General features: G+C 37.6%; 18 protein-coding genes. 16 read left to right on the top strand and 2 right to left on the bottom strand.

Annotated elements, in window-relative coordinates:
• Positions 1-2 precede the first annotated feature (2 nt).
• From IGL37_RS09310 to clpB, 5 genes are all read left to right on the top strand, one after another.
• Positions 3-1,322 carry a nucleobase:cation symporter-2 family protein gene (locus IGL37_RS09310; RefSeq protein WP_002382793.1) on the top strand — a complete coding sequence of 440 codons (1,320 nt, stop codon included), beginning with the start codon at positions 3-5 and terminating at the stop codon, positions 1,320-1,322.
• Between the two features lie 327 nt (positions 1,323-1,649).
• Positions 1,650-2,765, top strand: coding sequence for a 5-(carboxyamino)imidazole ribonucleotide synthase (purK, locus tag IGL37_RS09305; protein WP_002382795.1), 1,116 nt, complete (start codon positions 1,650-1,652; stop codon positions 2,763-2,765).
• A gap of 42 nt (positions 2,766-2,807) precedes the next feature.
• On the top strand, positions 2,808-4,103 hold the full coding sequence (purB, locus tag IGL37_RS09300) for an adenylosuccinate lyase (RefSeq protein ID WP_002356808.1): 1,296 nt from the start codon (positions 2,808-2,810) through the stop codon (positions 4,101-4,103).
• 183 nt (positions 4,104-4,286) lie between these two features.
• On the top strand, positions 4,287-4,658 hold the full coding sequence (locus tag IGL37_RS09295; RefSeq protein WP_002362881.1) for a DoxX family protein: 372 nt from the start codon (positions 4,287-4,289) through the stop codon (positions 4,656-4,658).
• Positions 4,659-4,929: 271 nt separating this feature from the next.
• Positions 4,930-7,536 carry an ATP-dependent chaperone ClpB gene (clpB, locus tag IGL37_RS09290; RefSeq protein WP_033917874.1) on the top strand — a complete coding sequence of 869 codons (2,607 nt, stop codon included), beginning with the start codon at positions 4,930-4,932 and terminating at the stop codon, positions 7,534-7,536.
• Between the two features lie 37 nt (positions 7,537-7,573).
• Here clpB and IGL37_RS09285 read toward each other — a convergent pair whose 3' ends face one another.
• Both IGL37_RS09285 and IGL37_RS09280 read right to left on the bottom strand, forming a co-directional pair.
• On the bottom strand, positions 7,574-8,053 hold the full coding sequence (locus tag IGL37_RS09285; protein ID WP_033917875.1) for a nucleoside 2-deoxyribosyltransferase: 480 nt from the start codon (positions 8,051-8,053) through the stop codon (positions 7,574-7,576).
• A gap of 23 nt (positions 8,054-8,076) precedes the next feature.
• Positions 8,077-9,297 carry a GNAT family N-acetyltransferase gene (locus IGL37_RS09280; RefSeq protein WP_002356813.1) on the bottom strand — a complete coding sequence of 407 codons (1,221 nt, stop codon included), beginning with the start codon at positions 9,295-9,297 and terminating at the stop codon, positions 8,077-8,079.
• A 246-nt stretch (positions 9,298-9,543) separates the two neighbouring features.
• Here IGL37_RS09280 and lepA point away from each other — a divergent pair, with 246 nt between their 5' ends.
• The 11 genes from lepA to IGL37_RS09225 all read left to right on the top strand — a co-directional run bounded on the left by lepA (position 9,544) and on the right by IGL37_RS09225 (position 24,115).
• Positions 9,544-11,379, top strand: coding sequence for a translation elongation factor 4 (gene lepA / locus IGL37_RS09275; RefSeq protein WP_002362155.1), 1,836 nt, complete (start codon positions 9,544-9,546; stop codon positions 11,377-11,379).
• Positions 11,380-11,492: 113 nt separating this feature from the next.
• Positions 11,493-12,637, top strand: a protein-coding gene (locus tag IGL37_RS09270) for an IS3 family transposase (RefSeq protein ID WP_115253414.1) whose coding sequence is annotated in 2 segments (ribosomal slippage) — positions 11,493-11,766 and positions 11,766-12,637 — 1,146 coding nt in all. Because the reading frame shifts where the segments join, the coding sequence is not laid out codon by codon here.
• Positions 12,638-12,849: 212 nt separating this feature from the next.
• Positions 12,850-13,866, top strand: a complete 1,017-nt coding sequence (locus IGL37_RS09265; RefSeq protein WP_002385780.1) for a LacI family DNA-binding transcriptional regulator — start codon at positions 12,850-12,852, stop codon at positions 13,864-13,866.
• A gap of 157 nt (positions 13,867-14,023) precedes the next feature.
• Entirely contained in the window at positions 14,024-15,058 is a 1,035-nt protein-coding gene (iolC, locus tag IGL37_RS09260) for a 5-dehydro-2-deoxygluconokinase (RefSeq protein ID WP_033917876.1), read from the top strand.
• A gap of 10 nt (positions 15,059-15,068) precedes the next feature.
• The gene (iolD, locus tag IGL37_RS09255; protein ID WP_033917877.1) at positions 15,069-16,985 is read left to right on the top strand and encodes a 3D-(3,5/4)-trihydroxycyclohexane-1,2-dione acylhydrolase (decyclizing); all 1,917 of its coding nucleotides are present in this window, start codon (positions 15,069-15,071) and stop codon (positions 16,983-16,985) included.
• A 38-nt stretch (positions 16,986-17,023) separates the two neighbouring features.
• Positions 17,024-17,863, top strand: a complete 840-nt coding sequence (gene iolB / locus IGL37_RS09250; RefSeq protein ID WP_002379629.1) for a 5-deoxy-glucuronate isomerase — start codon at positions 17,024-17,026, stop codon at positions 17,861-17,863.
• A 39-nt stretch (positions 17,864-17,902) separates the two neighbouring features.
• Positions 17,903-19,360, top strand: coding sequence for a CoA-acylating methylmalonate-semialdehyde dehydrogenase (locus IGL37_RS09245; protein ID WP_002362150.1), 1,458 nt, complete (start codon positions 17,903-17,905; stop codon positions 19,358-19,360).
• Between the two features lie 173 nt (positions 19,361-19,533).
• The gene (locus tag IGL37_RS09240; RefSeq protein ID WP_002364407.1) at positions 19,534-20,541 is read left to right on the top strand and encodes a Gfo/Idh/MocA family protein; all 1,008 of its coding nucleotides are present in this window, start codon (positions 19,534-19,536) and stop codon (positions 20,539-20,541) included.
• A gap of 23 nt (positions 20,542-20,564) precedes the next feature.
• Positions 20,565-21,584, top strand: coding sequence for an inositol 2-dehydrogenase (iolG, locus tag IGL37_RS09235; protein WP_002372119.1), 1,020 nt, complete (start codon positions 20,565-20,567; stop codon positions 21,582-21,584).
• A 21-nt stretch (positions 21,585-21,605) separates the two neighbouring features.
• Entirely contained in the window at positions 21,606-22,496 is an 891-nt protein-coding gene (gene iolE / locus IGL37_RS09230; protein ID WP_002356826.1) for a myo-inosose-2 dehydratase, read from the top strand.
• A 23-nt stretch (positions 22,497-22,519) separates the two neighbouring features.
• Entirely contained in the window at positions 22,520-24,115 is a 1,596-nt protein-coding gene (locus IGL37_RS09225; RefSeq protein ID WP_002364405.1) for a solute:sodium symporter family transporter, read from the top strand.
• Position 24,116: the final 1 nt, after the last annotated feature.

Below are 24,116 nucleotides of genomic sequence, written 5' to 3'. Positions count from 1 at the left end.
TCTTGGAAACAAAACAATTGAATACACCACAACAGACGGAAACACCAAATGGGAAAGCCGCCGTTTTAGGATTGCAACATTTATTAGCGATGTATGCTGGAGCAGTTGCCGTACCTTTATTAATCGGAACCGGCTTGAATTTTGATTCGCAACAAATGACGTATTTGATTTCAATCGATATTTTTATGTGCGGCGTTGCGACACTTTTACAATTAACGGTGAATAAGTTTTTTGGGATTGGCTTGCCAGTCGTTTTAGGTTGTGCCATTCAAGCAGTTGCACCTTTAATCATGATTGGTACGAACAAAGGGGTTGGTGCAATTTACGGTTCAATTATTGCTTCGGGCATTTTTGTCGTTCTTATTGCAGGATTTTTCTCAAAAATTAAACGTCTATTTCCGCCTTTAGTCACCGGCACAGTCATTACAGTTATTGGTTTGACCTTAATTCCTGTTGCTGTTGAAAAAATGGGTGGCGGCTTAGCAACGGACAAAAGTTTTGGTGATCCTAAAAACTTGCTCCTCGCATTTGTAACAATTGCCTTAATCATTGTTGTGCAAGTTTGGGGACGTGGCTTTATCAAGTCAATTGCCGTGTTAATCGGCCTAGTCGGCGGCACAATTTTAGCTGCGTTTCTGGGATTAGTGGATTTATCTCCTGTTGGTCAAGCTACGTGGTTTCATTTTCCACAGCCATTTTATTTTGGCAAACCAACGTTTGATCTTTCTTCTATTGTGTTGATGATTATTATTTCAATTGTTAGTATGGTTGAATCAACAGGTGTTTATTTTGCCTTAGGAGATATTACAGGGAAGAAAATTGGCGAAGATGATTTACGTCGTGGGTATCATGCAGAAGGTTTAGCCGTCATTTTAGGGGGGATTTTTAATACGTTTCCTTATACAGGTTTCTCTCAAAATGTCGGGTTAGTTCAATTATCTGGGATCAAAACACGTCGACCAATTTATTTTTCTGCTTTTTTCTTAATTATTTTAGGCTTATTACCAAAAATTGGTGCGATGGCCCAAATTATCCCAGAGCCAGTTTTAGGCGGCGGAATGCTGGTTATGTTTGGAATGGTGGCTGTCCAAGGAATGCGCATGTTGTCAAAAGTTGACTACTCAAATGACAAAAATTTATTAATTATTGCCATCTCAATTGGCTTTGGTTTAGGCTTTAATATTATGCCGACGCTCTTTAATAAAGTACCAGAAACTGTTAGCATGTTTACTGGTAATGGAATTGTCATGAGCAGCATTACCGCAATTATTTTAAATCTTTTATTCAATGGTTTAAAAGAAACCTCAGAAAGTAACGAATAGTTTCAAAAAAGTATGATAGATAAGGTCAGGTGGCTTTTCTTTCATACTTTTTTGACCTCATCATCGTTTAGAAAAATTTAATGTTTTCATCAATTTGAAGAGAAAAAGAGAAAAAAGCTTGGTTACAAAGAGACGAGTAGTAAGTTACCGCTGTTTTATCCTAAAGTATGTTAATAAATTCTGATGAGAAAACCTAATGGAAACACTGCTGGCACTTGAAGTTGAGCCTTTTTCCTTGTATCATGTAAAAAGAGCACTCTTAAAGGCTAGACTGCGACGAGAAATCGCAGAAGGATTTTAAGGATAAAACTGTGATGGAAAGTTGTGATGAACTTGGATAAACCACTATTACCTGGTCAAGTGATTGGTATCATTGGTGGCGGACATTTAGCAAAAATGATGGCCCTTAGTGCAAGAGAAATGGGGTTTCGAGTGGGTGTGCTAGATCCACAAATTGATTGTCCTGCTGCACAAGTTGCCGATTGGCAATTATTAGGAGCATATAATGATCCTGAAGCGTTAGAGAAATTGGCAAAACGTGCCCAAGTGATTACGTATGAATTTGAACATGCAGATGTTGATGCGTTAACAGCGATTCAACATTTAGCGAATATACCACAAGGAACAGACATTTTAGCGATTACGCAAGATCGCTTAATGGAAAAAAGTTTCTTGGAAGATAATAATATTGTGATTGCACCTTATGCAACGATTGTTAGTCCGACTGATATTCAAGAAGCAATTGATGGCATTGGCTACCCGTGTATCTTGAAGAACACGCGAGGGGAAGGTCGTTATGTACTACATAGTACTTCAGACTTAGCGCCATCCATGAATCTTCTGAGAGAAGGAACCTGTGTCTTGGAAGCTTGGATTCCTTACGAAAAAGAATTATCTGTTCTGATTTCTGGTAATGGTCGCGGCGAATTTGCGACATTTCCAGTTGTGGAAACAATTAAAAAAGAGCGTAAGCTACATGAAACGATTGCGCCAGCCCGAATTGATGACGAAGTCAGTGGCGAGTTGCAACGAATTGCTAAGGTGATTGCTAAAGCAGTTGGTTTAGTCGGCACCCTTTCAATTGAAATGTTTTATACAGAAACAGGCGGGATTTATGTAAATAAAATTTTACCTCGTCCAGAAGATGCTGGGAATTTTTCAATAGATGCTTGTTCTTTTAGCCAATATGATACGCATATTCGTGGTTTATGTAATTGGCCAATGCCAACGATTCAACTGTTGTCAGAAGCGGTTACGGTCAATGTGCTTGGGAATGAAGCCTATGAAACGATGGACATTATTAATGAACATCCAGATTGGCATTTCCACTATTATGGCCATAGTGAAGCAAAAGCGCAACGAGCGATGGGGCATATTACTATATTAACCAAAGAAATCGATGAAACACTGGAAGAAATTAAAGAAACAAAGATTTGGTCGTAATTATTTTTCAAAAATTGAGGAGTAAAGAGGGGATAAGGCACAATGATTGATCGTTATACAAGACCCGAAATGGGCGCAATTTGGACAGATGAGAACCGCTACAAGGCATGGCTAGAAGTTGAAATTTTGGCGGATGAAGCTTGGGCAGAACTTGGCGAGATTCCTAAAGAAGATGTACAAAAAATCCGAGAAAATGCATCATTTGATGTTGCACGTATTTTAGAAATTGAAGCAGAAACACGTCATGATGTTGTCGCTTTTACTCGTGCCGTTTCAGAAACGCTTGGTGAAGAGCGAAAATGGGTACACTATGGGTTAACCAGCACAGATGTTGTGGATACTGCCTATGGTTATCTATTGAAACAGGCGAATGATATTTTACGGAAAGATTTACAAACATTTACGGAGATTGTCGGAGCCAAAGCCAAAGAGTATAAACATACGGTCATGATGGGAAGAACGCATGGCGTTCATGCAGAACCGACTACATTTGGTTTGAAATTAGCGTTGTGGTATTCTGAAATGAAACGCAACATTGAACGTTTTGAACATGCAGCCAAAGGTGTCGAAGCGGGTAAAATCAGTGGAGCCGTAGGTACCTTTGCCAATATTTCACCATTTGTTGAAGAATATGTTTGCGAACATTTGGGGATCCGTGCTCAAGAGATTTCGACACAAGTTTTACCACGTGATTTACATGCAGAATATGTTTCTGCCATGGCATTAATTGCGACAAGTATTGAAAAATTTGCAACAGAAATTCGTGGTCTACAAAAATCAGAAACGCGTGAAGTAGAAGAATTTTTTGCAAAAGGACAAAAAGGATCTTCGGCAATGCCGCATAAACGGAATCCAATTGGTTCTGAAAATATGACTGGTTTGGCACGTGTGATTCGTGGTCATGTCATTACTGCCTTTGAAAATGTGAGTTTATGGCATGAACGAGATATTTCTCACTCGTCTGCTGAACGGATTATTATTCCCGATACAACGATTTTGCTAAATTACATGTTGAATCGTTTTGGTAATATTGTCAAAAACTTAACGGTCTTCCCAGAAAATATGAAGCGTAACATGGATGCGACCTATGGACTAATTTATAGCCAACGTGTCTTGTTAAAATTGATTGACCATGGCATGACACGTGAAGAAGCGTATGATCTGGTCCAACCAAAAACAGCTTACGCATGGGATCATCAAACGGCGTTCCGTCCGTTGCTAGATGCGGATGAAAAAATTACTTCTGTCTTATCAAAAGAAGAGCTAGATGATGCCTTTGATTACCATTATCATTTAAAAAACGTTGACACGATTTTTGAACGTGTTGGTTTAGGATAACAAGAAAGCGAGAAGAAGGATGATTCTTCTCGCTTTTCTCTTATAATGTTATAAACTGAAGGATTAAAAAACAAACGTATTGTTAAATACGTTTGTTTTTTTCTATACTTTTTTCGATTTATCCTTTATAATGTAACTTAAATAGTTACATTAACTATTTAATGCAAACAAAGGAGGAGAAGTATGGATAAACAACAGCGAGGCATTCAAGTGATTAGAATTTGGCTAGGGGTGACGATGCTAATTCATGGAGTGATGAAAGTAACGTCATTGGAAGATACTTTAGCGTTTTTTGGTAGTATTGGTTTGCCAAGTCTTTTTGTTTATGGTGTAGCAGCAATTGAATTAATTGGTGGATTATTTATGATTATTGGCTTTTTAATTCCTTTGGTATCAGTAGGATTCATAGCAGTTTTAGTCGGAGCTATTTTTTCTTTTGGTTTGGCAAGTGGTTTTAGTGGTTATGAGTACGAATTATTTTTAGCGATAACCAGTTTGGCTATTTTGGTTAGCTATGCCGATAAAAAGTATCTTACGTTAAAACTTTATTTTTAATAAATCAAAGCAATAAAGAGTTGGTCAAACTAGTTGTGATTGCGAAAAAAGCCCTAAAACAGTGATATTTAGTTGTTTTAGGTTTTTTTTATCAAAAAAGGTCAAAAAAGGTCAATTTATTTATTGACCTTTACTGACCAATGGGGTATAATAAATTTATAAGGTTTACGAATACCTTAACTTTTGAAGAAATCCATCAAAAGTCGGATAATAATAATTGTAAAGAATGTTAAAATAAAAAAGACAAAATAATAAACGGGAGGGATCGTTTATGAATATTGAAAAAATGACAACCACGCTACAAGAGGCGATTGCTGAAGCTCAAAAAGTTGCGGTGACACGTCAACATCAAGAAATTGATATCGCACATTTATGGAAAATTTTTCTTCAACCAAACCATTTTGGACGTAATTTTTACACAGATGCTGGTTTAGATGTTGACGCATTTGAACGAGAAGTAGATAACGCGTTAGATGAATATCCAAGTGTGGCAGGCGGTAATGTGCAATATGGTCAAAATTTAAGTCAAAATTTGTTCCATTTATTGCAAGAAGCTGATTCACTTCGAGAAGAATTCCAAGATGAATTTTTATCAACCGAAATTGTACTTTTAGCTTTAATGAAATTGAAAAATTATCGTTTAACAAAATATTTAATGCAACAAGGCATTACGGAAAAAGAGTTAAGAAAAAATATTGAAGAGATGAGAGGAGGAGATCGTGTGACTTCTCAAAACCAGGAAGAACAATATAAAGCACTAGAAAAATACGGTGTTGACTTAGTACAACAAGTAAAAGCAGGAAAACAAGATCCAATCATTGGTCGTGACGAAGAAATTCGTGACGTTATTCGGATTTTATCAAGAAAAACTAAAAATAATCCAGTCTTAATTGGTGAACCAGGTGTTGGTAAAACAGCGATTGTTGAAGGATTAGCACAACGAATCGTTCGTAAAGATGTTCCCGAAAACTTAAAAGATAAAACCATTTTTTCTTTAGATATGGGCGCCTTAATTGCGGGAGCAAAATTCCGTGGCGAATTTGAAGAACGGTTAAAAGCTGTTTTAAAAGAAGTGAAAAAAAGTGATGGCAAAATCATTTTATTCATTGATGAAATTCATAATATCGTCGGAGCTGGTAAAACAGAAGGCAGTATGGACGCCGGAAATTTATTAAAACCGATGCTAGCACGTGGTGAATTGCATTTAATCGGTGCCACAACGCTTGATGAATATCGCCAATATATGGAAAAAGATAAAGCCTTAGAACGTCGTTTCCAAAAAGTATTAGTCAAAGAACCAACAGTAGAAGATACAATTTCTATTTTGCGTGGCTTAAAAGAACGATTTGAAATTCACCACGGCGTGAATATTCATGACAATGCTTTAGTTGCTGCCGCTACTTTATCCGATCGCTATATTACTGATCGTTTCTTACCAGATAAAGCGATTGACTTAGTCGATGAAGCAAGCGCAACGATTCGAGTGGAAATGAATTCAATGCCAACAGAGCTCGATCAAGTAACACGTCGGTTAATGCAACTAGAAATTGAAGAAGCGGCCTTGAAAAAAGAATCAGATGATGCAAGTAAAAAACGGTTAGCCAACTTGCAAGAAGAATTAGCAGATTTGCGTGAAGAAGCCAACTCAATGAAAATGCAATGGGAAACAGAAAAAGAAGAAGTTAATGTGGTTTCCAACAAACGTGCAGAGATTGATAAAGCAAAACACGAATTAGAAGATGCTGAAAATAATTATGATTTAGAACGAGCTGCTGTTTTGCGTCATGGAACAATTCCGCAATTAGAACATGAATTGAAAGAATTGGAAGAAAAGAACGCTAAAGATAACGTCAAAATGGTACAAGAATCGGTTACTGAAAACGAAATTGCGCAAGTGGTCGGTCGTTTAACCGGCATTCCTGTGACAAAATTAGTTGAAGGCGAACGAGAAAAATTAATGAAACTGAATGAAACATTACACAAACGTGTGATTGGTCAAGATGAAGCCGTCGATGCTGTTAGTGATGCGGTGATTCGTTCAAGAGCAGGCTTACAAGATCCAAATCGCCCACTCGGTTCGTTCCTTTTCCTAGGACCAACTGGTGTTGGTAAAACAGAACTTGCTAAAGCTTTAGCTGAAGATTTGTTTGATTCTGAAGATCATATGGTACGGATTGACATGAGTGAATACATGGAAAAACATGCCGTGTCTCGTTTGGTTGGTGCCCCTCCAGGCTATATTGGTTATGAAGAAGGTGGCCAGTTAACAGAAGCTGTTCGTCGAAACCCTTATACAATTGTCTTATTAGACGAAATTGAAAAAGCGCACCCAGATGTCTTTAATATCTTATTACAAGTTTTAGATGATGGTCGTTTGACAGATTCTAAAGGTCGGGTCGTTGATTTTAAAAATACGGTTTTAATTATGACAAGTAACATCGGCTCTCAGCTTTTATTGGAAGGTGTGACACCTGAAGGAACAATTCCAGAAGAAGTTGAAAATCAAGTCATGAATATTCTAAAAGGACACTTTAAACCAGAGTTCTTAAACAGAATTGATGATACCATTTTATTCACACCATTGAGCTTGGATAATGTGAAAGGAATCATTGGTAAAATGACCGCACAACTTGCTCATCGTTTAGAGCAACAAGAAATTGTGTTGGAAATCACTGATGAAGCTAAAACATGGATTGCTGAAAATGGGTATGAGCCAGCTTATGGAGCTCGTCCGTTAAAACGTTTCATTACTCGCGAAGTCGAAACACCATTAGCAAAAGAAATTGTTTCTGGACGAGTAATGCCAAAAACGAAAGTCACGATTAGTCTATTAGACAATCAATTAGTTTTTGAAAATGAACCGATAGAAGAAGTGTAAAAAAAAGAACGAGCGAATTCGCTCGTTCTTTTTTTTATTATGACAATCGTTGCTTAATTTCTTCCAACAAGTCCTCTTCTGAAGAAACAACCCGACCATTCAATTTAATCAAACCAACTGTATAAAGGTTTAAATAATGGAATTGATTTTCAGCGACTTCGTTCAAAGCATCAAGCTTTTGGTGATTATCAGCACCTTGTTGGCGGCTGTCTGTGTAAAGGGCAACCACCGGGATTCCTTTGGCATAAGCAACACCAATTTCGGAAGCTACGCCCGCATCAATGGTTGGACCGTCTAATAAAGCAACCAATAAGTCGCTAGCAAGGACGTTTTCTGTATCTGCTAAGGCAATCATTTTGCTATCGGCATAAGCAGATTTGTCGTTAATCGCCGCATTTTCTTGTGGTAAATAAAGATCGATTGTTTTATCCAATTGTCGAATTTGTTCGACTAAATAGGCATTATAACGTAAGTCAGCTTGCGAAAATAAAGGTCCTGCCAAATAAATTTTTGTCATTTGTCTGTCTCCAATCCAAGGGTTTAGAAATAATCACTAAAATAAGCTTCTTGGTCAGGAAAAATCCGTTCCAAAGAATTTAAAGTTTCTTTATCTGTATCAATGCGCTCAATTCGATGTAAGTACGAAGGGCGTCGGTAATTCATGACTAAACAAGTTAGTGTTTGAATATCTAAGTGAACGGCGGTGCCTAGAGGTTCATCCGTAATGGTTACTTGATCATTTTCATCCCAAATTAAGCCAAAAATACCATTATTCCACTCAGCAACAGGATCTTTAACGACAAAATGGAATGGCTTAGCTGTACTTTCAAAAGGAAAGTTTTCTAAAAAGGCTTTGACATCAACAATTCGCGCCATATAATAGGGCTCAATGCTTTCTTTAATTTGGCTGTCTTCTAAAAGAAAGGCTAATGGTTCGTTTTTATAGATATCGCCCTTGACCCAATAAACCATCGAAAAATGCGCAGTAATAAAATTCCACAAGCCATTTCGGGCTTCTTGATTCAAGTAAAACATTTCCTTAATATGAAATACCTCATCGGCCACCCAATAGAAAAGTACTCCTAAAGGTTCTTGATTGGCACCATAATAGACAGCAGCAGTCCGTTCTTCCTCGTTTTCGAAACGCCAATATTCTTCCCAGTTGAAGGCACTACGAATGAGCGCGCCATGATTTTGACGAGCGAATCGCGCATAGACATCAAAGACATCTGGGTGATCGACAGCTAACCGTTCAATCATTCCCGGAACAGGAACGGTTTTTGGTAATTGCGTATCCCGAATTTTAAAAGATAACTTGTCGGACATGATTTCCCAACCTTTACGTCGGTAATAAGGAATGTTGTAAGGGAAAAGATAAGAAATCCACTGTTTATCTTGGCGCATTTCTTCTAATGCCGTTTGAATCAAGTCTTTCATTAAACCGTGGTTGGCATATTCAGGATAGGTACCGACACCAGTAACGCCGCCCATTTTATACAAAGCACCATGGATATTGACTTCGCATGGATAGATAGCAATTTGTGAAATTAATTGATTTTCGTGAAACCAGCCAAATACTTTTGAAAGTTCTAAAATCGGTTGTTTTGATTTGATAAATGCGCGTTTGTTTTCAAAACCACTTTCTTCAATATCTGCTTCAGTTACTTGAAAAACATAGGAAAGAAGTTCATTAAATTGATCAATGTGTTCTTCCTCAACAGGCTTTAAGGTCAGTTGCTTTCGAAATTCTTGTTCATCCATTTTTCCATCTCCAATAAATTTACTGTTTTTAGTATACCAAATTTTTCGAAACTCTGTTAGCCTTTCGAAACCAAAAGAATAAAAGGGAAGTGCTTTAAATCTTCTTCAAAAATTGGTATAATGAAAAGTGCTGATTATCCTAGACCTTTAAACATGATAATTTGATAAAAAAGGCAACTAAAATATAACAATTGATTAATGAAGCTAGCAGGGAGCTAGCTTTTCTTAAAAGAAATGAGGCAAAAAATGAACAATAAAGAAATGAAAGCAAGACAAGAGAAAATTCGTAATTTCTCGATCATTGCCCACATTGACCATGGGAAGTCAACTTTAGCCGACCGGATTTTGGAAAAAACAAATACAGTTAGCAGTCGAGAAATGCAAGATCAATTACTTGATTCAATGGATTTAGAGAGAGAACGCGGCATTACCATCAAATTAAACGCAATTGAATTAAACTATACAGCCAAAGATGGTGAAACCTATACTTTCCATTTGATTGACACACCAGGGCACGTCGATTTCACCTACGAAGTTTCTCGTAGCTTGGCAGCTTGTGAAGGGGCTGTTCTAGTTGTTGATGCGGCGCAAGGAATTGAAGCGCAAACGCTAGCAAATGTCTATTTGGCATTGGATAATGACTTAGAAATTTTACCTGTTATTAATAAAATTGATTTACCCGCCGCTGATCCAGAGCGTGTTCGGACAGAGATTGAAGACGTAATTGGAATTGATGCATCGGAAGCTGTTTTAGCAAGTGCAAAAGCAGGGATTGGGATTGAAGATATTTTAGAACAAGTGGTGGAGTATGTACCAGCTCCATCAGGCGATATTGAGGCTCCTTTAAAGGCTTTGATTTTTGACTCTATTTACGATAGTTATCGGGGGGTCGTTTTAAACATCCGTGTAATTGACGGTGTCGTTCGTCCTGGGGATAAAATCCAAATGATGAGTAACGGTAAAACGTTTGATGTAACAGAAGTCGGCGTTTTTTCACCGAAACCAATTGCTCGTGATTATTTAATGGTTGGTGATGTGGGTTATATCACCGCTAGCATTAAAACGGTTCAAGATACACGGGTCGGGGATACAGTGACTTTGGCCGACAATCCAGCAGCAGAAGCACTACCAGGCTACCGCAAAATGAATCCAATGGTTTATTGTGGCTTATATCCAATTGATACGTCGCGCTACAATGATTTACGGGAAGCATTAGAAAAATTACAATTAAATGATGCGGCGTTACAATTTGAACCAGAAACATCGCAAGCTTTAGGGTTTGGTTTCCGTTGTGGTTTCTTAGGTTTGCTGCACATGGATGTTGTTCAGGAACGTTTGGAACGAGAATTTAATTTAGAGTTAATTACAACAGCACCGTCCGTAATCTATCACGTTAATAAAACAGACGGAACAACCGTTGTTGTTGATAACCCAGCTGAATTTCCAGAACCAGTAACGATTGAATCTGTGGAAGAACCTTATGTTAAAGCGCAAATCATGGTGCCAAACGATTATGTAGGAGCAGTAATGGAATTATCACAACGTAAACGTGGCGAATTCATTACAATGGATTACTTAGACGATTATCGTGTAAACGTAGTTTATGAAATTCCGTTATCTGAAATCGTGTTTGACTTTTTCGATAAATTGAAATCAAGTACAAAAGGCTATGCATCCTTAGATTACGAAATGGCTGGCTATCGTACCAGCCGCCTAGTGAAAATGGATATTCTATTAAATGCTGAAAAAGTGGATGCGTTAAGCTTTATTGTTCACCGAGATTTCGCATTTGAGCGTGGTAAAGCGATTGTTGAGAAACTGAAAAAACTAATTCCACGTCAACAGTTTGAAGTCCCAGTTCAAGCGGCGATTGGTCAAAAAATTGTGGCTCGTTCAGATATTAAAGCCTTACGCAAAAACGTACTGGCTAAATGCTATGGTGGAGATGTTTCTCGTAAACGTAAATTGTTAGAGAAACAAAAAGAAGGGAAGAAACGGATGAAACAAATTGGATCCGTGGAAGTTCCTCAAGAAGCCTTTATGGCGGTTCTGAAAATGGATGAAGATGATCAGAAAAAATAACTTATCAAAAAAGTACCTCAGTCTTGAACTGACCCAATAAACTAAGACAAAATAAAAAAGCACCCCTTGTTGAATTCACGTTAAAATGAATTTAACTAGGAGGTGCTTTTTCAATGGGAAATCGAGTTTCTTATCCGATTCACATCAAAGAAATGGCTATACAGATGAAAAAAGAGAATATTCCTGTAAAAATAATTATGGCAGAATTAGGAATTAAAAACAAAACACAAATTGAAACATGGTGGCGTTGGTACCGTAATGGCGAGAATCATCGTCTGGTTCAACCCGTTGGAAAACAATATACTTATGGAAAAGGTCCAAAAAATCTATCAAATGAACAACAGCTTAGAAATGAAAATAACTATTTAAAAATGCACATTGAGGTGCTAAAAAAGTACAAAGAATTGGAAAGGACGTGGAGCCAGAAATATTTGTAGAATTAGTTAAAAGAATGAAAGGAAAAATAACCATTACTGCATTGTGTCAACTTTTCGGCGTTTCGCGAGCTACTTATTATCGTTGGACTCATCGAAAAGACTTGGGAAAGTTAACACCTCTTGAAGAAGCTGTTCGTCGACTTTGCTTCCAACATAAGTTTCGATATGGCTATCGAAAGATTACTGCGTTGATTAATCAGGAATACAAAGTAAACAAAAACACCGTACAAAAGATTATGCAGAAATATCATTGGAATTGTCGCGTGAAAATGAAGAAACGCAGTAAAGTGGGACAACCTTACACGGTTGTCGAGAACAAGCTAAATAGACAATTTTCTTCAGACGCTCCTTTAAAGAAATTGGTAACAGATATTACTTATCTGCCTTTTGGTCAAAAGCAATTGTATTTGTCTTCAATTATGGATTTATACAATGGTGAAATTATCGCCTATACCATCGGTGATAATCAAGATACGGCTTTTGTTCTGGATACACTTGATCAATTGCCCCAAACAACGGATTGTCTATTGCATAGTGATCAGGGCTCTGTTTATACTTCTTTTGACTACCAGAATCAAATAAAAACAAAAGGCATTACCATGAGTATGTCCCGCAAAGGGACACCTTCAGATAATGCCTGCATCGAATCGTTTCATGCCTCACTAAAGTCTGAAACGTTCTACTTAGATGGGCTCACAAATGAACCTACATCTATTGTAATAGAAATTGTAAAAAAATACATTACTTATTATAATGAAAGTCGAATTCAACAAAAACTAGACTACCAATCGCCGATAGATTATCGGAAATCAGCAGTCTAGGAAAATGCTTTTTTATTCCTGTCTCACAATCTTAGGTCAGTTCCGTCTGAGCTGAGGTGCTTTTTTTTTTGAAAATATAAATTAAAGTAAACTATATTTTAAAATAAAACACGCAAAATTGCGTGCTTTTTTATATTGTGATAGTATATACATACGAAAGCTTATAAATAATCAAAATAATTTTGCAAATCAAGTAAATAAGGAGAGAACAAATGGCTGGAACAATAAAAGAAATTGCTGAAAAAGCAGGAGTATCTAGGGGAACTGTGGATCGAGCATTGAATAATCGCGGCCGAATCAATCCTGAGGTTGCTGAAAAAATTAAAACAATAGCGAAAGAAATGAACTATGTTCCGAAGAAAAAAAAGATGGCCAAAGAAGAACCAATCAAATTAGGTGTTGTGACACAATTGGCAAAATCATCTTTTATGATTCCAATTCGATCAGGTTTACAAGCAGTTATAGGTGATCTAAAAAAAAGAAATATCGATTGCTTTTTAGAGGAAATAGACGGGGTCGATGAAGCGGCGCAGTTACAGGCACTTGAACGCTTGTTAGAACTTGGTGTAAAAGGAATTGCCATCATGCCAGTTGATAGTGTGGCGATTAGGGAAAAAATCAATCAGCTTACGGAACAAGGCATTAAGGTCATTACATTCAATTCGGACATTGTTGGTAGTAAACGTCAGTGCTTTGTCGGAATGGATAACTTTAAAAGCGGGAAGACAGCTGCTGGATTATTAGGAATGTTGACAAAAGGAGAGGGAGATGTCCTAGCTATTACTGGATATTTTGGAAATAGTGTGAATAGTTTACGAGTTGCTGGTTTTGTTGAAGAATTGAAACAGTCATTTCCACAATTGAAATTAACAGGTGTTCAAAGCAGTTTTGATTCGAGCGATGAAGTCGAAAAGATTTTAAGTGACACATTAGAGAACTATACTAATTTAAAAGGTGTCGTTGTGTTTTCAGGAGGTCAAGCAGGAATTGCTCGTGTGTTGAAAAAAAGGGCAGGGAAAGACAGACCGTATGTGATTATCTATGATTTAACTGAGAAAAATATCGAGATGCTGAAAAAAAATCAAGTTGATTTTCTAATTGATCAAGATGGTTTTACGCAGGGCTATCGTTCTTTGCTATTATTAGCGAATCAACTACAGAACAATAAAATTATGACAGAAGAGATGTTATTTACAGATATCATTATTAAAACAAAATATAATCTTTAACAGAAGTGTGAAGCTTGCTGTAAAGCAATTCATGCTTCTTTTTTTGCGTTCTTTTAAAACGCACGCAAAATAATGTGCTAATTTAATGTTGCACGCATTTTGAAAGCGTGCTATAATTCGTTTGTAAATAATAGAAGAACGAAGAAGAGGTGGATCTATGAGTTATATTAGCTTTGATCAATCAAAAGAATTTGATCTAGTTCTTTTAGGTAGAGTGGCTATCGATTTTAACCCTGCCTATAATGAGCAAGTTAAAGAAGAATTTAAGCCTTTAAAAAATGTTCATATGTTTGAAAAGTTTTTGGGAGGTTCTCCTGCAAATATTTCCGTGGGTATCACCAAACATGGGATGAAAGCTGGTTTCATTGGGAAAGTATCCGATGACCAGTTCGGAGAATATGTTATTGATTATTTTAATGAGCAAGGCATTGATACTTCTCAGATAAGTAAAGCGCAGCATGGCGAAAAGTTGGGTCTGACTTTTACAGAAATGCTATCGCCTAAAGAAAGTAGTATTTTAATGTATCGGAACCAAGCTGCGGATTTACAACTAAGTGTCGAAGATATCGATGAAGATTATTTGAAACGTTCAAAAGCCTTATTAATTTCAGGGACTGCTTTGGCGGAGAGCCCTTCAAGAGAAGCCGTGTTAAAAGCTGTGATGTTAGCGAAAAAAAACAACGTCAAAATTATTTTTGATATCGACTATCGAGAATACAATTGGAAAAATGTGGATGAAATCGCTATTTATTATTCAATAGTTGCGAAAGAATCAGATATTATTATGGGCTCGAGAGAAGAATTTGATTTAACTGAAAGATTGATTCAACCAAATATGACAGATAATGAAAGCGCTGTTTTTTGGCATAATTGTGGCGCTCAAATAGTCGTTATTAAACACGGGATGAAAGGCTCAACAGCTTATACAGCAGATCATCAACAGTTTTCAATTAAACCATTTCCAGTGGAGGCACGCAAGGGATTTGGTGGCGGTGATGGCTATGCAGCTGGATTTTTATATGGTTTATTTGAAGGTTGGGAAATTATCGATTGCTTGGAGTTTGGCTCAGCGGAAGCTTCGATGATGGTCAAAAGTAACAATTGCTCAGATTCTTTACCAACGACACAAGAAGTAAAAGAGTTCATTAAACTGGAGAAGGAAATATACGGCGAAATGATCGCCAGGATTTAAGGTGGATAAAATGGAAAAGACGATTCGTTTAACGACAGCACAAGCATTATTAAAATTTTTGAATCAACAATATATCAGCATTGATGGAAAAGAAACACCTTATGTGGAAGGAATCTTTCATGTATATGGTCATGGGAATGTTTTAGGGATTGGTCAAGCGTTGGAACAAGCTCCGGGACATTTAAAAAGTTACAGTGGAAAAAACGAACAAGGGATGGCTCATGCTGCTATCGCTTTTGCTAGACAAAGTTTACGTAAGAAAATATTCGCAGTTTCAGCGTCTGCTGGTCCAGGTTCTGCTAATTTATTGACTGCTGCTGGAACCGCCTTCGCTAATAATATACCTGTATTGTTTCTGCCAGCAGATACGTTTGCTACTCGGCAACCAGATCCCGTATTACAGCAGTTGGAACATGAATCAAGTGTAACCTTTTCTACCAACGATGCTTTCCAAGCGGTTTCTCGCTATTGGGATCGTATTAATCGGCCAGAACAACTGATGTCAGCATTGCTACGAGCATTTGAAGTTATGACCAATCCTGCAACTACAGGACCTGCCACCATTTGTTTGCCACAAGATGTTGAGTCAGAAGCCTATGATTATCCAGTAGAGTTTTTTAGAAAAAGAGTTCATTATATCGATCGACGGATGCCGACAATTCGTGAGCTTGAAACAGCTAGTCACTTGATAAAGGATAGTAAACACCCAGTAATTATTGTGGGGGGCGGCTGCAAGTATTCAGAAGCAGGTGAGAGCCTTCAGAAAATTTCTCAAGTTCATCAGATACCTTTGGTTGAAACACATGCTGGTAAATCAACTGTTTCATGGGAATTTGAAAATAATCTTGGAGGCTTGGGAATTTTAGGTACCTCGGCTGCTAATAAAGCTGTTCAGCAAGCGGATTTGATTATTGGAATTGGCACGCGTTATACGGATTTTACCACTGCATCAAAAAGTATTTTTAATTTTGAACAATCAAAAATGATAAATATTAACGTAAGTCGACCACAGACTTACAAAATGGAAGCGTTTCAAATTGTGGGAGATGCTCGAGCAACCTTAGAAGGAATTCTGCCAATGATAGAAGGATATCGGACGGCTTATGGTGAAAAAATCACTGAACTGAAGAACGAATGGGTGAAAGAGCGGGAACGATTAAAAACAACTCATTTTAAACGGAAAGGTTTTGATCCGGAAATCAAAAACCACTTTACACAGGATATTTTAAATGATTATTCTGATTCTTTGAATACAACTCTGACACAAACAGAGGTTTTCGTTCATCTGAATGATTTTGTCGAAGATGATGCGATTGTGATTGGTTCGGCAGGGTCATTACCAGGAGATATGCAACGATTGTGGAATCCTGTAAAGGAAAATACTTATCATTTAGAGTATGGCTATTCTTGTATGGGCTATGAAATTGCTGGTGCAATGGGGGTACGGCTTGCTAATCCTAATCAAGAGGTTTACGCATTAGTCGGTGACGGTAGTTTTTTGATGTTGCATAGCGAACTGGTCTCTGCATTACAATATGACAAAAAAATCAATATTGTTCTGTTCAATAATTCTGGGTTCGGATGCATTAATAATCTGCAAATGGAGAATGGCGGCGTAAGTCAAGGGACGGAATTTAGAAATACAAAAGGCGAAATTATGAATATCAATTATGCTAAAATCGCTGAAGGATATGGTGCCAAAGCGTATCAAGTCCATTCGATTGAAGAACTAAAACAGGCGATTGTCGACGCGAAAAACCAAACGCAATCGACATTGATTGAAATAAATGTTCTTCCTAAAACGATGACTGCTGGTTACGATGGTAGTTGGTGGAATGTCGGTGTTGCTGAAGTATCAGAAAAACCAGCGATTCAAGAAGCATACCAAGTTAAAAAAGAAAAACTTGCAACTGCTAGAAAATATTAGGTATTCGTCATACAACCAAAAAGTTAGGAGCGAATGAATTGAAAAAAACATTGAAACATCAACCGTTGATAAAAGAACTAGCTCCCGGTGTTCGACAAGTTCAAAATATTCGAAAAAACAACACTGATTTACAGTATATTGAGTTTCAAGTTCTTGAATTAGATAATGGAGCAATGTATCAAGAAGCTGGTAATGAACTGGAAGTTTGTATCGTCGTATTAACTGGTAAAATCAATGTTAAGGTGGACGATAAATGGTACGAGAATTTAGGTAAACGAACTTCCGTTTTTGAAAAAATTCCGACAGATAGTATCTATATCCCAGCAAAAACGTCGTTTGAACTAATAGCAACTTCTGATACTGTTCGTTTGGCCCTTTGTTATTCGCCAGCTAAAAAAACGTTACCAGTGCACGTGATTACCGCTGAGGAAAATACGGTTGAAAAACGAGGGATATATCAGAATAAACGACTAGTGCATAACATTTTACCAGACAATGTCGATACTGCCAGTAGTTTGTTGGTGGTTGAAGTCTACACTGAAGGTGGTAACTTTTCTAGCTATCCACCACACAAACATGACCAAGAAAATTTACCTGACGAATCTTATTTAGAAGAGACGTATTATCATGAGCTGAATCCAGAGCAAGGATTTGTTTTCCAACGAGTATATACAGAGGATGGCTCTATAGATGAAACGATGACTGTAGAGCATCAAAATGTTGTGGAGGTACCTAAGGGATATCATCCTGTCGGCGTGCCAGATGGCTACACCTCTTATTATTTAAATGTGATGGCAGGACCTGAACGAATTTGGAAGTTTCATAACGAGAAAAAACACGAGTGGATTTTAAATCGGAACGAATTGACTAACAATTAGAAATAAAAAAATAAGTAGACTTTTTTAGGAGGAAAATAAATGACTCGATTTTTAAAGAATTATATAGGTGGCCGCTGGGTAACAAGTACAGCCACTGAATTTGAAGAAGTGGTCAATCCGGCAACAGAAGAAGCATTAGTAAATGTTCCATTATCTAGTGAAGCAGAAACTGCAGAAGCAATCAGAGTAGCGGATGAGGCTTTTCAAACATGGAAAAAAGTAAGTGTTCCAGTTCGTGGCCGCTATCTTTTCAAATTGCATCATTTATTGATGACGAATAAAGAAGAGCTAGCACGATTAATTACGCTTGAAAATGGAAAATCTTTGTCAGAATCATTAGGTGAGGTTCAGCGAGGGATTGAAAATGTCGAGCACGCAGCGAGCATTACGAATTTAATAATGGGTGATTCTCTATCCACAGCGGCTACAGATATTGAAATTACCAATTACCGTTATCCCATCGGTGTTGTTGGGGGAATTACTCCTTTCAATTTTCCGATGATGGTACCGTTTTGGATTTTCCCAATGGCGTTAGCAGCAGGGAATACGGTGGTGCTGAAGCCTTCCGAAAAAACGCCATTATTGATGGAAAAAATTGTTGAATTAATAGAAGAAGCAGGATTTCCAAGTGGCGTCTTTAATGTTGTCTATGGGGCACACGATGTTGTTAATACTTTATTGCGTGATCCATTAGTAAAAGGAATTAGCTTTGTGGGCTCAAAAAATGTTGGTGAATATGTCTATAAAGAAGGAACAAAAAATCTGAAACGAGTCCAGGCATTAACTGGCGCAAAAAATCATGTCATCGTTTTAAAAGATGCCAACCTTGATCGTGCAGTAAAAGACATTATCGGTGGCTCTTTTGGATCAGCGGGTGAACGCTGTATGGCTGCTTCGGTGATCGTTGTAGAAGAAACTATTGCAGATCAATTCGTTGAAAAATTTAAGGCTGCAGCACAGACGATAAAAATTGGAAATGGTCTGGAAGAAGGAGTCTTTTTAGGCCCCGTGATTCGAAAAGAGGCGCAGCAACGAACATTTGATTACATTCAAAAAGGTATTGATGAAGGAGCGGACTTATTGTTAGATGGCCGTGAAAATATTCCTGAAAAAGGCTACTTCGTGGGACCTACGATCTTTGATCGTGTCACGATGGACATGAAGATTTGGCAAGATGAAATTTTTGCACCCGTTGCCTCAATTGTTCGAGTGAAAAATCTAGAAGCAGCAGTTACACTGACCAATCAATCAGAATTTGCTAACGGTTCATGTCTCTATACGAGTAATGCTTCAGCTATCCGTTACTTTAGAGAGAATGTTGATGCAGGAATGTTAGGCATCAACTTAGGTGTACCAGCACCAATGGCTTGGTTTGCTTTTTCTGGCTGGAAACACTCTTTCTATGGTGACTTACACGCCAATGGAAAAGACAGTGTAGAATTTTATACACATCGAAAAGTTGTGACCGCTCGATACGCTCCTAGCGAAATAAACTAGTTTTACTTCGAAGCTCTGTCAAAGGAGCTTCGAAGATTCTATGATTAAAGCGATGAAAGTATCTTTTGTTAGTACAAATGTAAGACAGGACTTTCTGAAAATAATGATTGACTAAATTAAATTGTAAGCGTATACATAATGCGCATAAAATAAAGAAATCGGAGGACAAATAATTGAAAGTAAAAGTAGGCGTAATTGGTACAGGGGCGATTGGAATCGAACATATTAACAGAATTAATCACAAGACACAAGGCGCTTTTGTAACAGCAGTATCAGATATTAATGTTGAAGCGGCAAGCAAAATTGCTGAGGAGATTGGGGCTCAATTTTTCAAAACAGGCGAAGAATTAATTGCTTCTGAAGAAGTGGAAGTTGTTGTTGTTACTTCCTGGGACCCAACACACGAAAAATATGTCTTGGAAGCAATCAAGCATGGAAAATACGTATTCTGCGAAAAACCATTAGCAATGGATGCCGCAGGATGTCGCCGAATTGTAGATGCAGAAGTCGCTTATGGTAAAAAATTGGTACAGGTGGGCTTCATGCGTCGATACGATCGTGGCTACATTGAGTTGAAAGAAGCAATTGAATCAAAACAGTATGGTGAAGCGCTGATGCTCCATTGTGCGCATAGAAATCCAAGCGCTGATGAAAATTATAAGACGCCAATGGCAATCAGTAATACTGCAATCCATGAAATTGATGTTCTTCGTTGGCTATTAGCCGAAGATTATGCCTCAGTACAAATGATTTTACCAAAGAAAACCAGTCATACACATGCAGATTTACATGATCCTCAATTACTGATTTTCCAGACGAAATCAGGTGTAACAATTGATTTAGAAATTTTTGTTAATTGTCGTTTTGGCTACGACATTAAGTGTGACGTAGTATTTGAAACGGCAGAAGTCGGAATGACGGATCCAGCCTATACCAAAATTAAAGCTGCGGAGAAAAATTACACACCAATTTCGCCCGACTGGCAAACGCGTTTTTTAGATGCGTATGATTACGAATTTAAGTTATGGGTTGATTCAATTAAAAACGATAAACTTGTTGGTCCAACTGCTTGGGATGGCTACGTGGCAGCAATCACAATGATGGCTTGTCATGAATCTCGTGAGTCAGGGGAAAAAGTAATGATTGAAATAGATGAACAACCAGCGTTATATACCAAATAATTCTTAAAAAAAGGAGGGGTTTTGTGGAAAATATTAGAGTAGGAATCGTAGGACTAGGTAGATTAGGCAAGGTACACGCAAAAAATTTATCTTCTGCTGTTAGTGGCTGTGAGCTTACGGCCGCCTGTAGTTTAGTTGAATCAGAATTAGCATTTGCACAGAAGGAGTTAGGTGTTAAGTATACGTTTTCTAGTTATGAAGAAATGGTTCAAAGCGCTGTAATTGATGCCGTTTTTATTGTTTCACCTTCAGGATTCCACTGTGAACAAGTCCGTTTAGCTATGGAAAATGGGAAACACGTATTTACTGAAAAACCATTGGGAATTGAAATTGAGGACATAAAAAAAACACAAGAGGTTATTGAAAAATATCCCGAGCAAGTATTTATGTTAGGTTTCATGCGCCGTTACGATGAATCTTATCAGTATGCGAAAAAAATGGTAGAAGACGGGGAAATTGGGGAAGTCACGTTAATCCGTTGTTATGGAATTGATCCGAGTGATGGACTGGAAAGCTTCGTTAAGTTTGCAATGAACAATGATAGTGGCGGTTTATTTCTAGATATGGCGATTCACGATATTGATTTGGTTCGTTGGTTTACTGGTCAAGAGGTAGAACAAGTTTGGGCAATTGGTAAAAATGCTGCATATCCAGAATTAGATCAAGTCGGTGAATTGGAAACCGGAGCAGCTATGATGAGTCTTAAAGATAAAACAATGGCTTTACTAGTTGCTGGAAGAAATGCTACACATGGTTACCATGTCGAAACAGAAATCATGGGCACCAAAGGGATGTTACGAGTAGCGCAAGTACCTGAAAAAAATTTAGTGACTGTTATGAATAATCAAGGGATTGTGCGACCTTGCTCTCAAAACTTTCCAGAAAGATTTAGAGAAGCGTTCATTCGAGAAGCACAAGAATTTATTTCCTGTATTCAAGAAAAACGTCAACCAGCAGTTAATGCAGAAGATGGTCTACAATCAACAAAAATTGCATTAGCTTGTCAAGAATCATTTGATACGAATCGTTTGGTACAACTATAAATGAAGTAGGAGAGTGACATAATGGCGAAACAAATTCAACTAGCTATTGCGCCGATTGCATGGACAAATGATGATATGCCAGAGCTAGGAAGCGAAAATACGTTTGAACAATGCGTTAGTGAGATGGCGCTAGCTGGATTCAAAGGTACGGAGATTGGCAACAAGTATCCAAAAGATCCACAGGTTTTAAAACAATATTTAGATATTCGGGGACTAAAAGTAGCGAGTGCCTGGTTTAGTACATTTTTAACAACAAAACCTTTCGAAGAAACCGCGGAAGACTTCAAAAAACATCGAGATTTCTTACATGCAATGGATGCTAAGGTTATTGTTGTGGCTGAACAAGGACACAGCATACAAGGAATTATGACGGCTCCTGTTTTTAATGAGAAACCAATTTTTTCTGATGAAGAGTGGCAAAAACTAGCTGAAGGATTAGAAAAACTAGGAGACTTGGCACATGAAAAAGGTATGGAGATTGTTTACCATCACCATATGGGGACAGGAGTCCAAACGACTGAAGAAATCGATCGATTAATGAAAATGACGGATCCGACAAAAGTTAAATTATTGTTTGACACTGGCCATCTTGTCTTCTCAGGAGAAGATCCAATCGCAATCTATCAGCGCTATCAAGACCGGATTAAACACATTCACTTCAAAGATATTCGCCAACAAATGGCAGAGGAAGTCAGAACAGAAGAAGATAGCTTCTTAAAGGCCGTGAAAAAAGGCGTCTTTACAGTCCCTGGGGATGGTATGATTGATTTCAAACCAATTTGGTCAGCAATCGAAGAGAGTGGCTATAGAGGTTGGATTGTAGTTGAAGCGGAACAAGATCCTGCCAAAGCCAATCCGTTTGAATATGCCGTCAAAGCACGAAACTATATCCGAAAGGTCGCCGATCTTTAATCTAATCGAGAAGGAGCTAGACAATGAATCTATTTTCAATAATCAGTTTCCTAGTAATTGTCATCTGCGTATGGATTTTTGCCTATTCTCGATCCAGAAGTGTAGATACTTCTGGATCAGAAGGTTTCTTCATGGGTGGCCGAAGCTTAACAGCCTTACCGATTGCTGGGACAATTATTATGACCAACCTATCCACAGAGCAAATTGTTGGACAAAACGGTCAAAGCTATCATGCAGGAATGGAAGTTATGGCTTGGGAAGTAACTGCTGCAATTGCAATTGTCGCATTGGCAGTCATTTTTTTACCAAAATATTTTAAATACGGTATTAATACGGTTTCAGATTTCATTGAAATTCGTTATGATACAGTTACAAAACGAATTATTTCAATCTTGTTTATTGTTACCTATATGATTTCTTTTTTACCAGTAGTTCTTTATTCTGGGTCACTAGTATTCAATAAGATTTTTCATATTGATGAGCTGTTGGGTGTCGAACCTATTGTCGCAATCATTCTTGTGGCGATGGTGATTGGTATTGTTGGGATTCTTTATCTGCTGATTGGCGGCCTATCTTTAAGTGCCAATAGCGATTCGATTTATGGCGTTGGTTTATTGGTTTGTGGTTTGTTGGTTCCAATACTAGGTTTAATGAAACTGGGTGATGGCAGTTTTATTGGTGGGATTGAACAGGTTGTTGAAAACACACCATGGTTACTGAACTCTGTAGGTGCAATTGATTCTGCTGTTGTACCATGGCCAACATTATTTACAGGGATGTTGTTTAATAATTTGTATTTCTGGTGTACCAATCAGATGATTGTTCAAAAAGCACTTTCAGGAAAAAATTTAGCAGAAGCACAAAAAGGGGCTTTTTTAGTGGGGATTTTCAAAGTGTTTGGCGCATTATTCTTAGTATTTCCAGGAATTGTTGCAAGAAATCTTTTTGGGGATGCGTTGATGTCCAATCCTGATAACGCATATCCATATTTAGTAACTGAAGTTTTACCAAAAATGCTTTTCGGCATTTTTGCTGCAGTTATTTTTGGGGCAATTTTATCTTCCTTTGCGGGGGCTTTAAATGCAACCTCGACTCTGTTTTCGCTAGATTTTTACAAACCAATTATCAATAAGAAAGCAGATGACAAACAAATTGCTCGTGCGGGAAAAACAGTTACAGTTATTGTAGGGATTATTTCAATTATCGTTGCACCGTTTATTTCTTTTGCACCAGCTGGATTGTATCAATTTGTTCAAGAGTTTAATGGATTATACAATATGCCATTGTTAGTGATTATACTTTTTGCGTTTTATTCCAAAAAAGCAACTGCTTTTGGAGCAAAAATGACAATTGCTATCCACATTATTTTGTATGCGCTATCAAAAGTATTTTTGAAAGATATCCATTTTTTATATGTCTTAAGCCTGCTCTTCTTCTTAGACATTCTTATTTTAATAGTAGTTTCTAAAATAAAACCAGATGGCGAATTTGTTTTAAATTCTTTTGATACGAAAGTAAATATTGAACCTTGGAAACATACAAAACTTGTCGCAAGTATATTAGTTGTCGTGGTTATCCTAACCTATGCAGCATTTTCACCAATCGGATTTGCTAGATAAA

The sequence above is a fragment of the Enterococcus sp. AZ119 genome, from assembly GCF_050546175.1.
Lineage (GTDB): Bacteria > Bacillota > Bacilli > Lactobacillales > Enterococcaceae > Enterococcus > Enterococcus faecalis.
This window is presented reverse-complemented; position numbering and strand designations above follow the sequence as displayed.

Excerpts from the sequence above, each read along its gene's own strand:
- purK (WP_002382795.1), top strand. The coding sequence starts at position 1,650 with ATGAACTTGGATAAACCACTATTACCTGGTCAAGTGATTGGTATCATT.
- purB (WP_002356808.1), top strand. The coding sequence starts at position 2,808 with ATGATTGATCGTTATACAAGACCCGAAATGGGCGCAATTTGGACAGAT.
- IGL37_RS09295 (WP_002362881.1), top strand. The coding sequence starts at position 4,287 with ATGGATAAACAACAGCGAGGCATTCAAGTGATTAGAATTTGGCTAGGG.
- clpB (WP_033917874.1), top strand. The coding sequence starts at position 4,930 with ATGAATATTGAAAAAATGACAACCACGCTACAAGAGGCGATTGCTGAA.
- IGL37_RS09285 (WP_033917875.1), bottom strand. The coding sequence starts at position 8,053 with ATGACAAAAATTTATTTGGCAGGACCTTTATTTTCGCAAGCTGACTTA.
- IGL37_RS09280 (WP_002356813.1), bottom strand. The coding sequence starts at position 9,297 with ATGGATGAACAAGAATTTCGAAAGCAACTGACCTTAAAGCCTGTTGAG.
- lepA (WP_002362155.1), top strand. The coding sequence starts at position 9,544 with ATGAACAATAAAGAAATGAAAGCAAGACAAGAGAAAATTCGTAATTTC.
- IGL37_RS09265 (WP_002385780.1), top strand. The coding sequence starts at position 12,850 with ATGGCTGGAACAATAAAAGAAATTGCTGAAAAAGCAGGAGTATCTAGG.
- iolC (WP_033917876.1), top strand. The coding sequence starts at position 14,024 with ATGAGTTATATTAGCTTTGATCAATCAAAAGAATTTGATCTAGTTCTT.
- iolD (WP_033917877.1), top strand. The coding sequence starts at position 15,069 with ATGGAAAAGACGATTCGTTTAACGACAGCACAAGCATTATTAAAATTT.
- IGL37_RS09245 (WP_002362150.1), top strand. The coding sequence starts at position 17,903 with ATGACTCGATTTTTAAAGAATTATATAGGTGGCCGCTGGGTAACAAGT.
- iolE (WP_002356826.1), top strand. The coding sequence starts at position 21,606 with ATGGCGAAACAAATTCAACTAGCTATTGCGCCGATTGCATGGACAAAT.
- IGL37_RS09225 (WP_002364405.1), top strand. The coding sequence starts at position 22,520 with ATGAATCTATTTTCAATAATCAGTTTCCTAGTAATTGTCATCTGCGTA.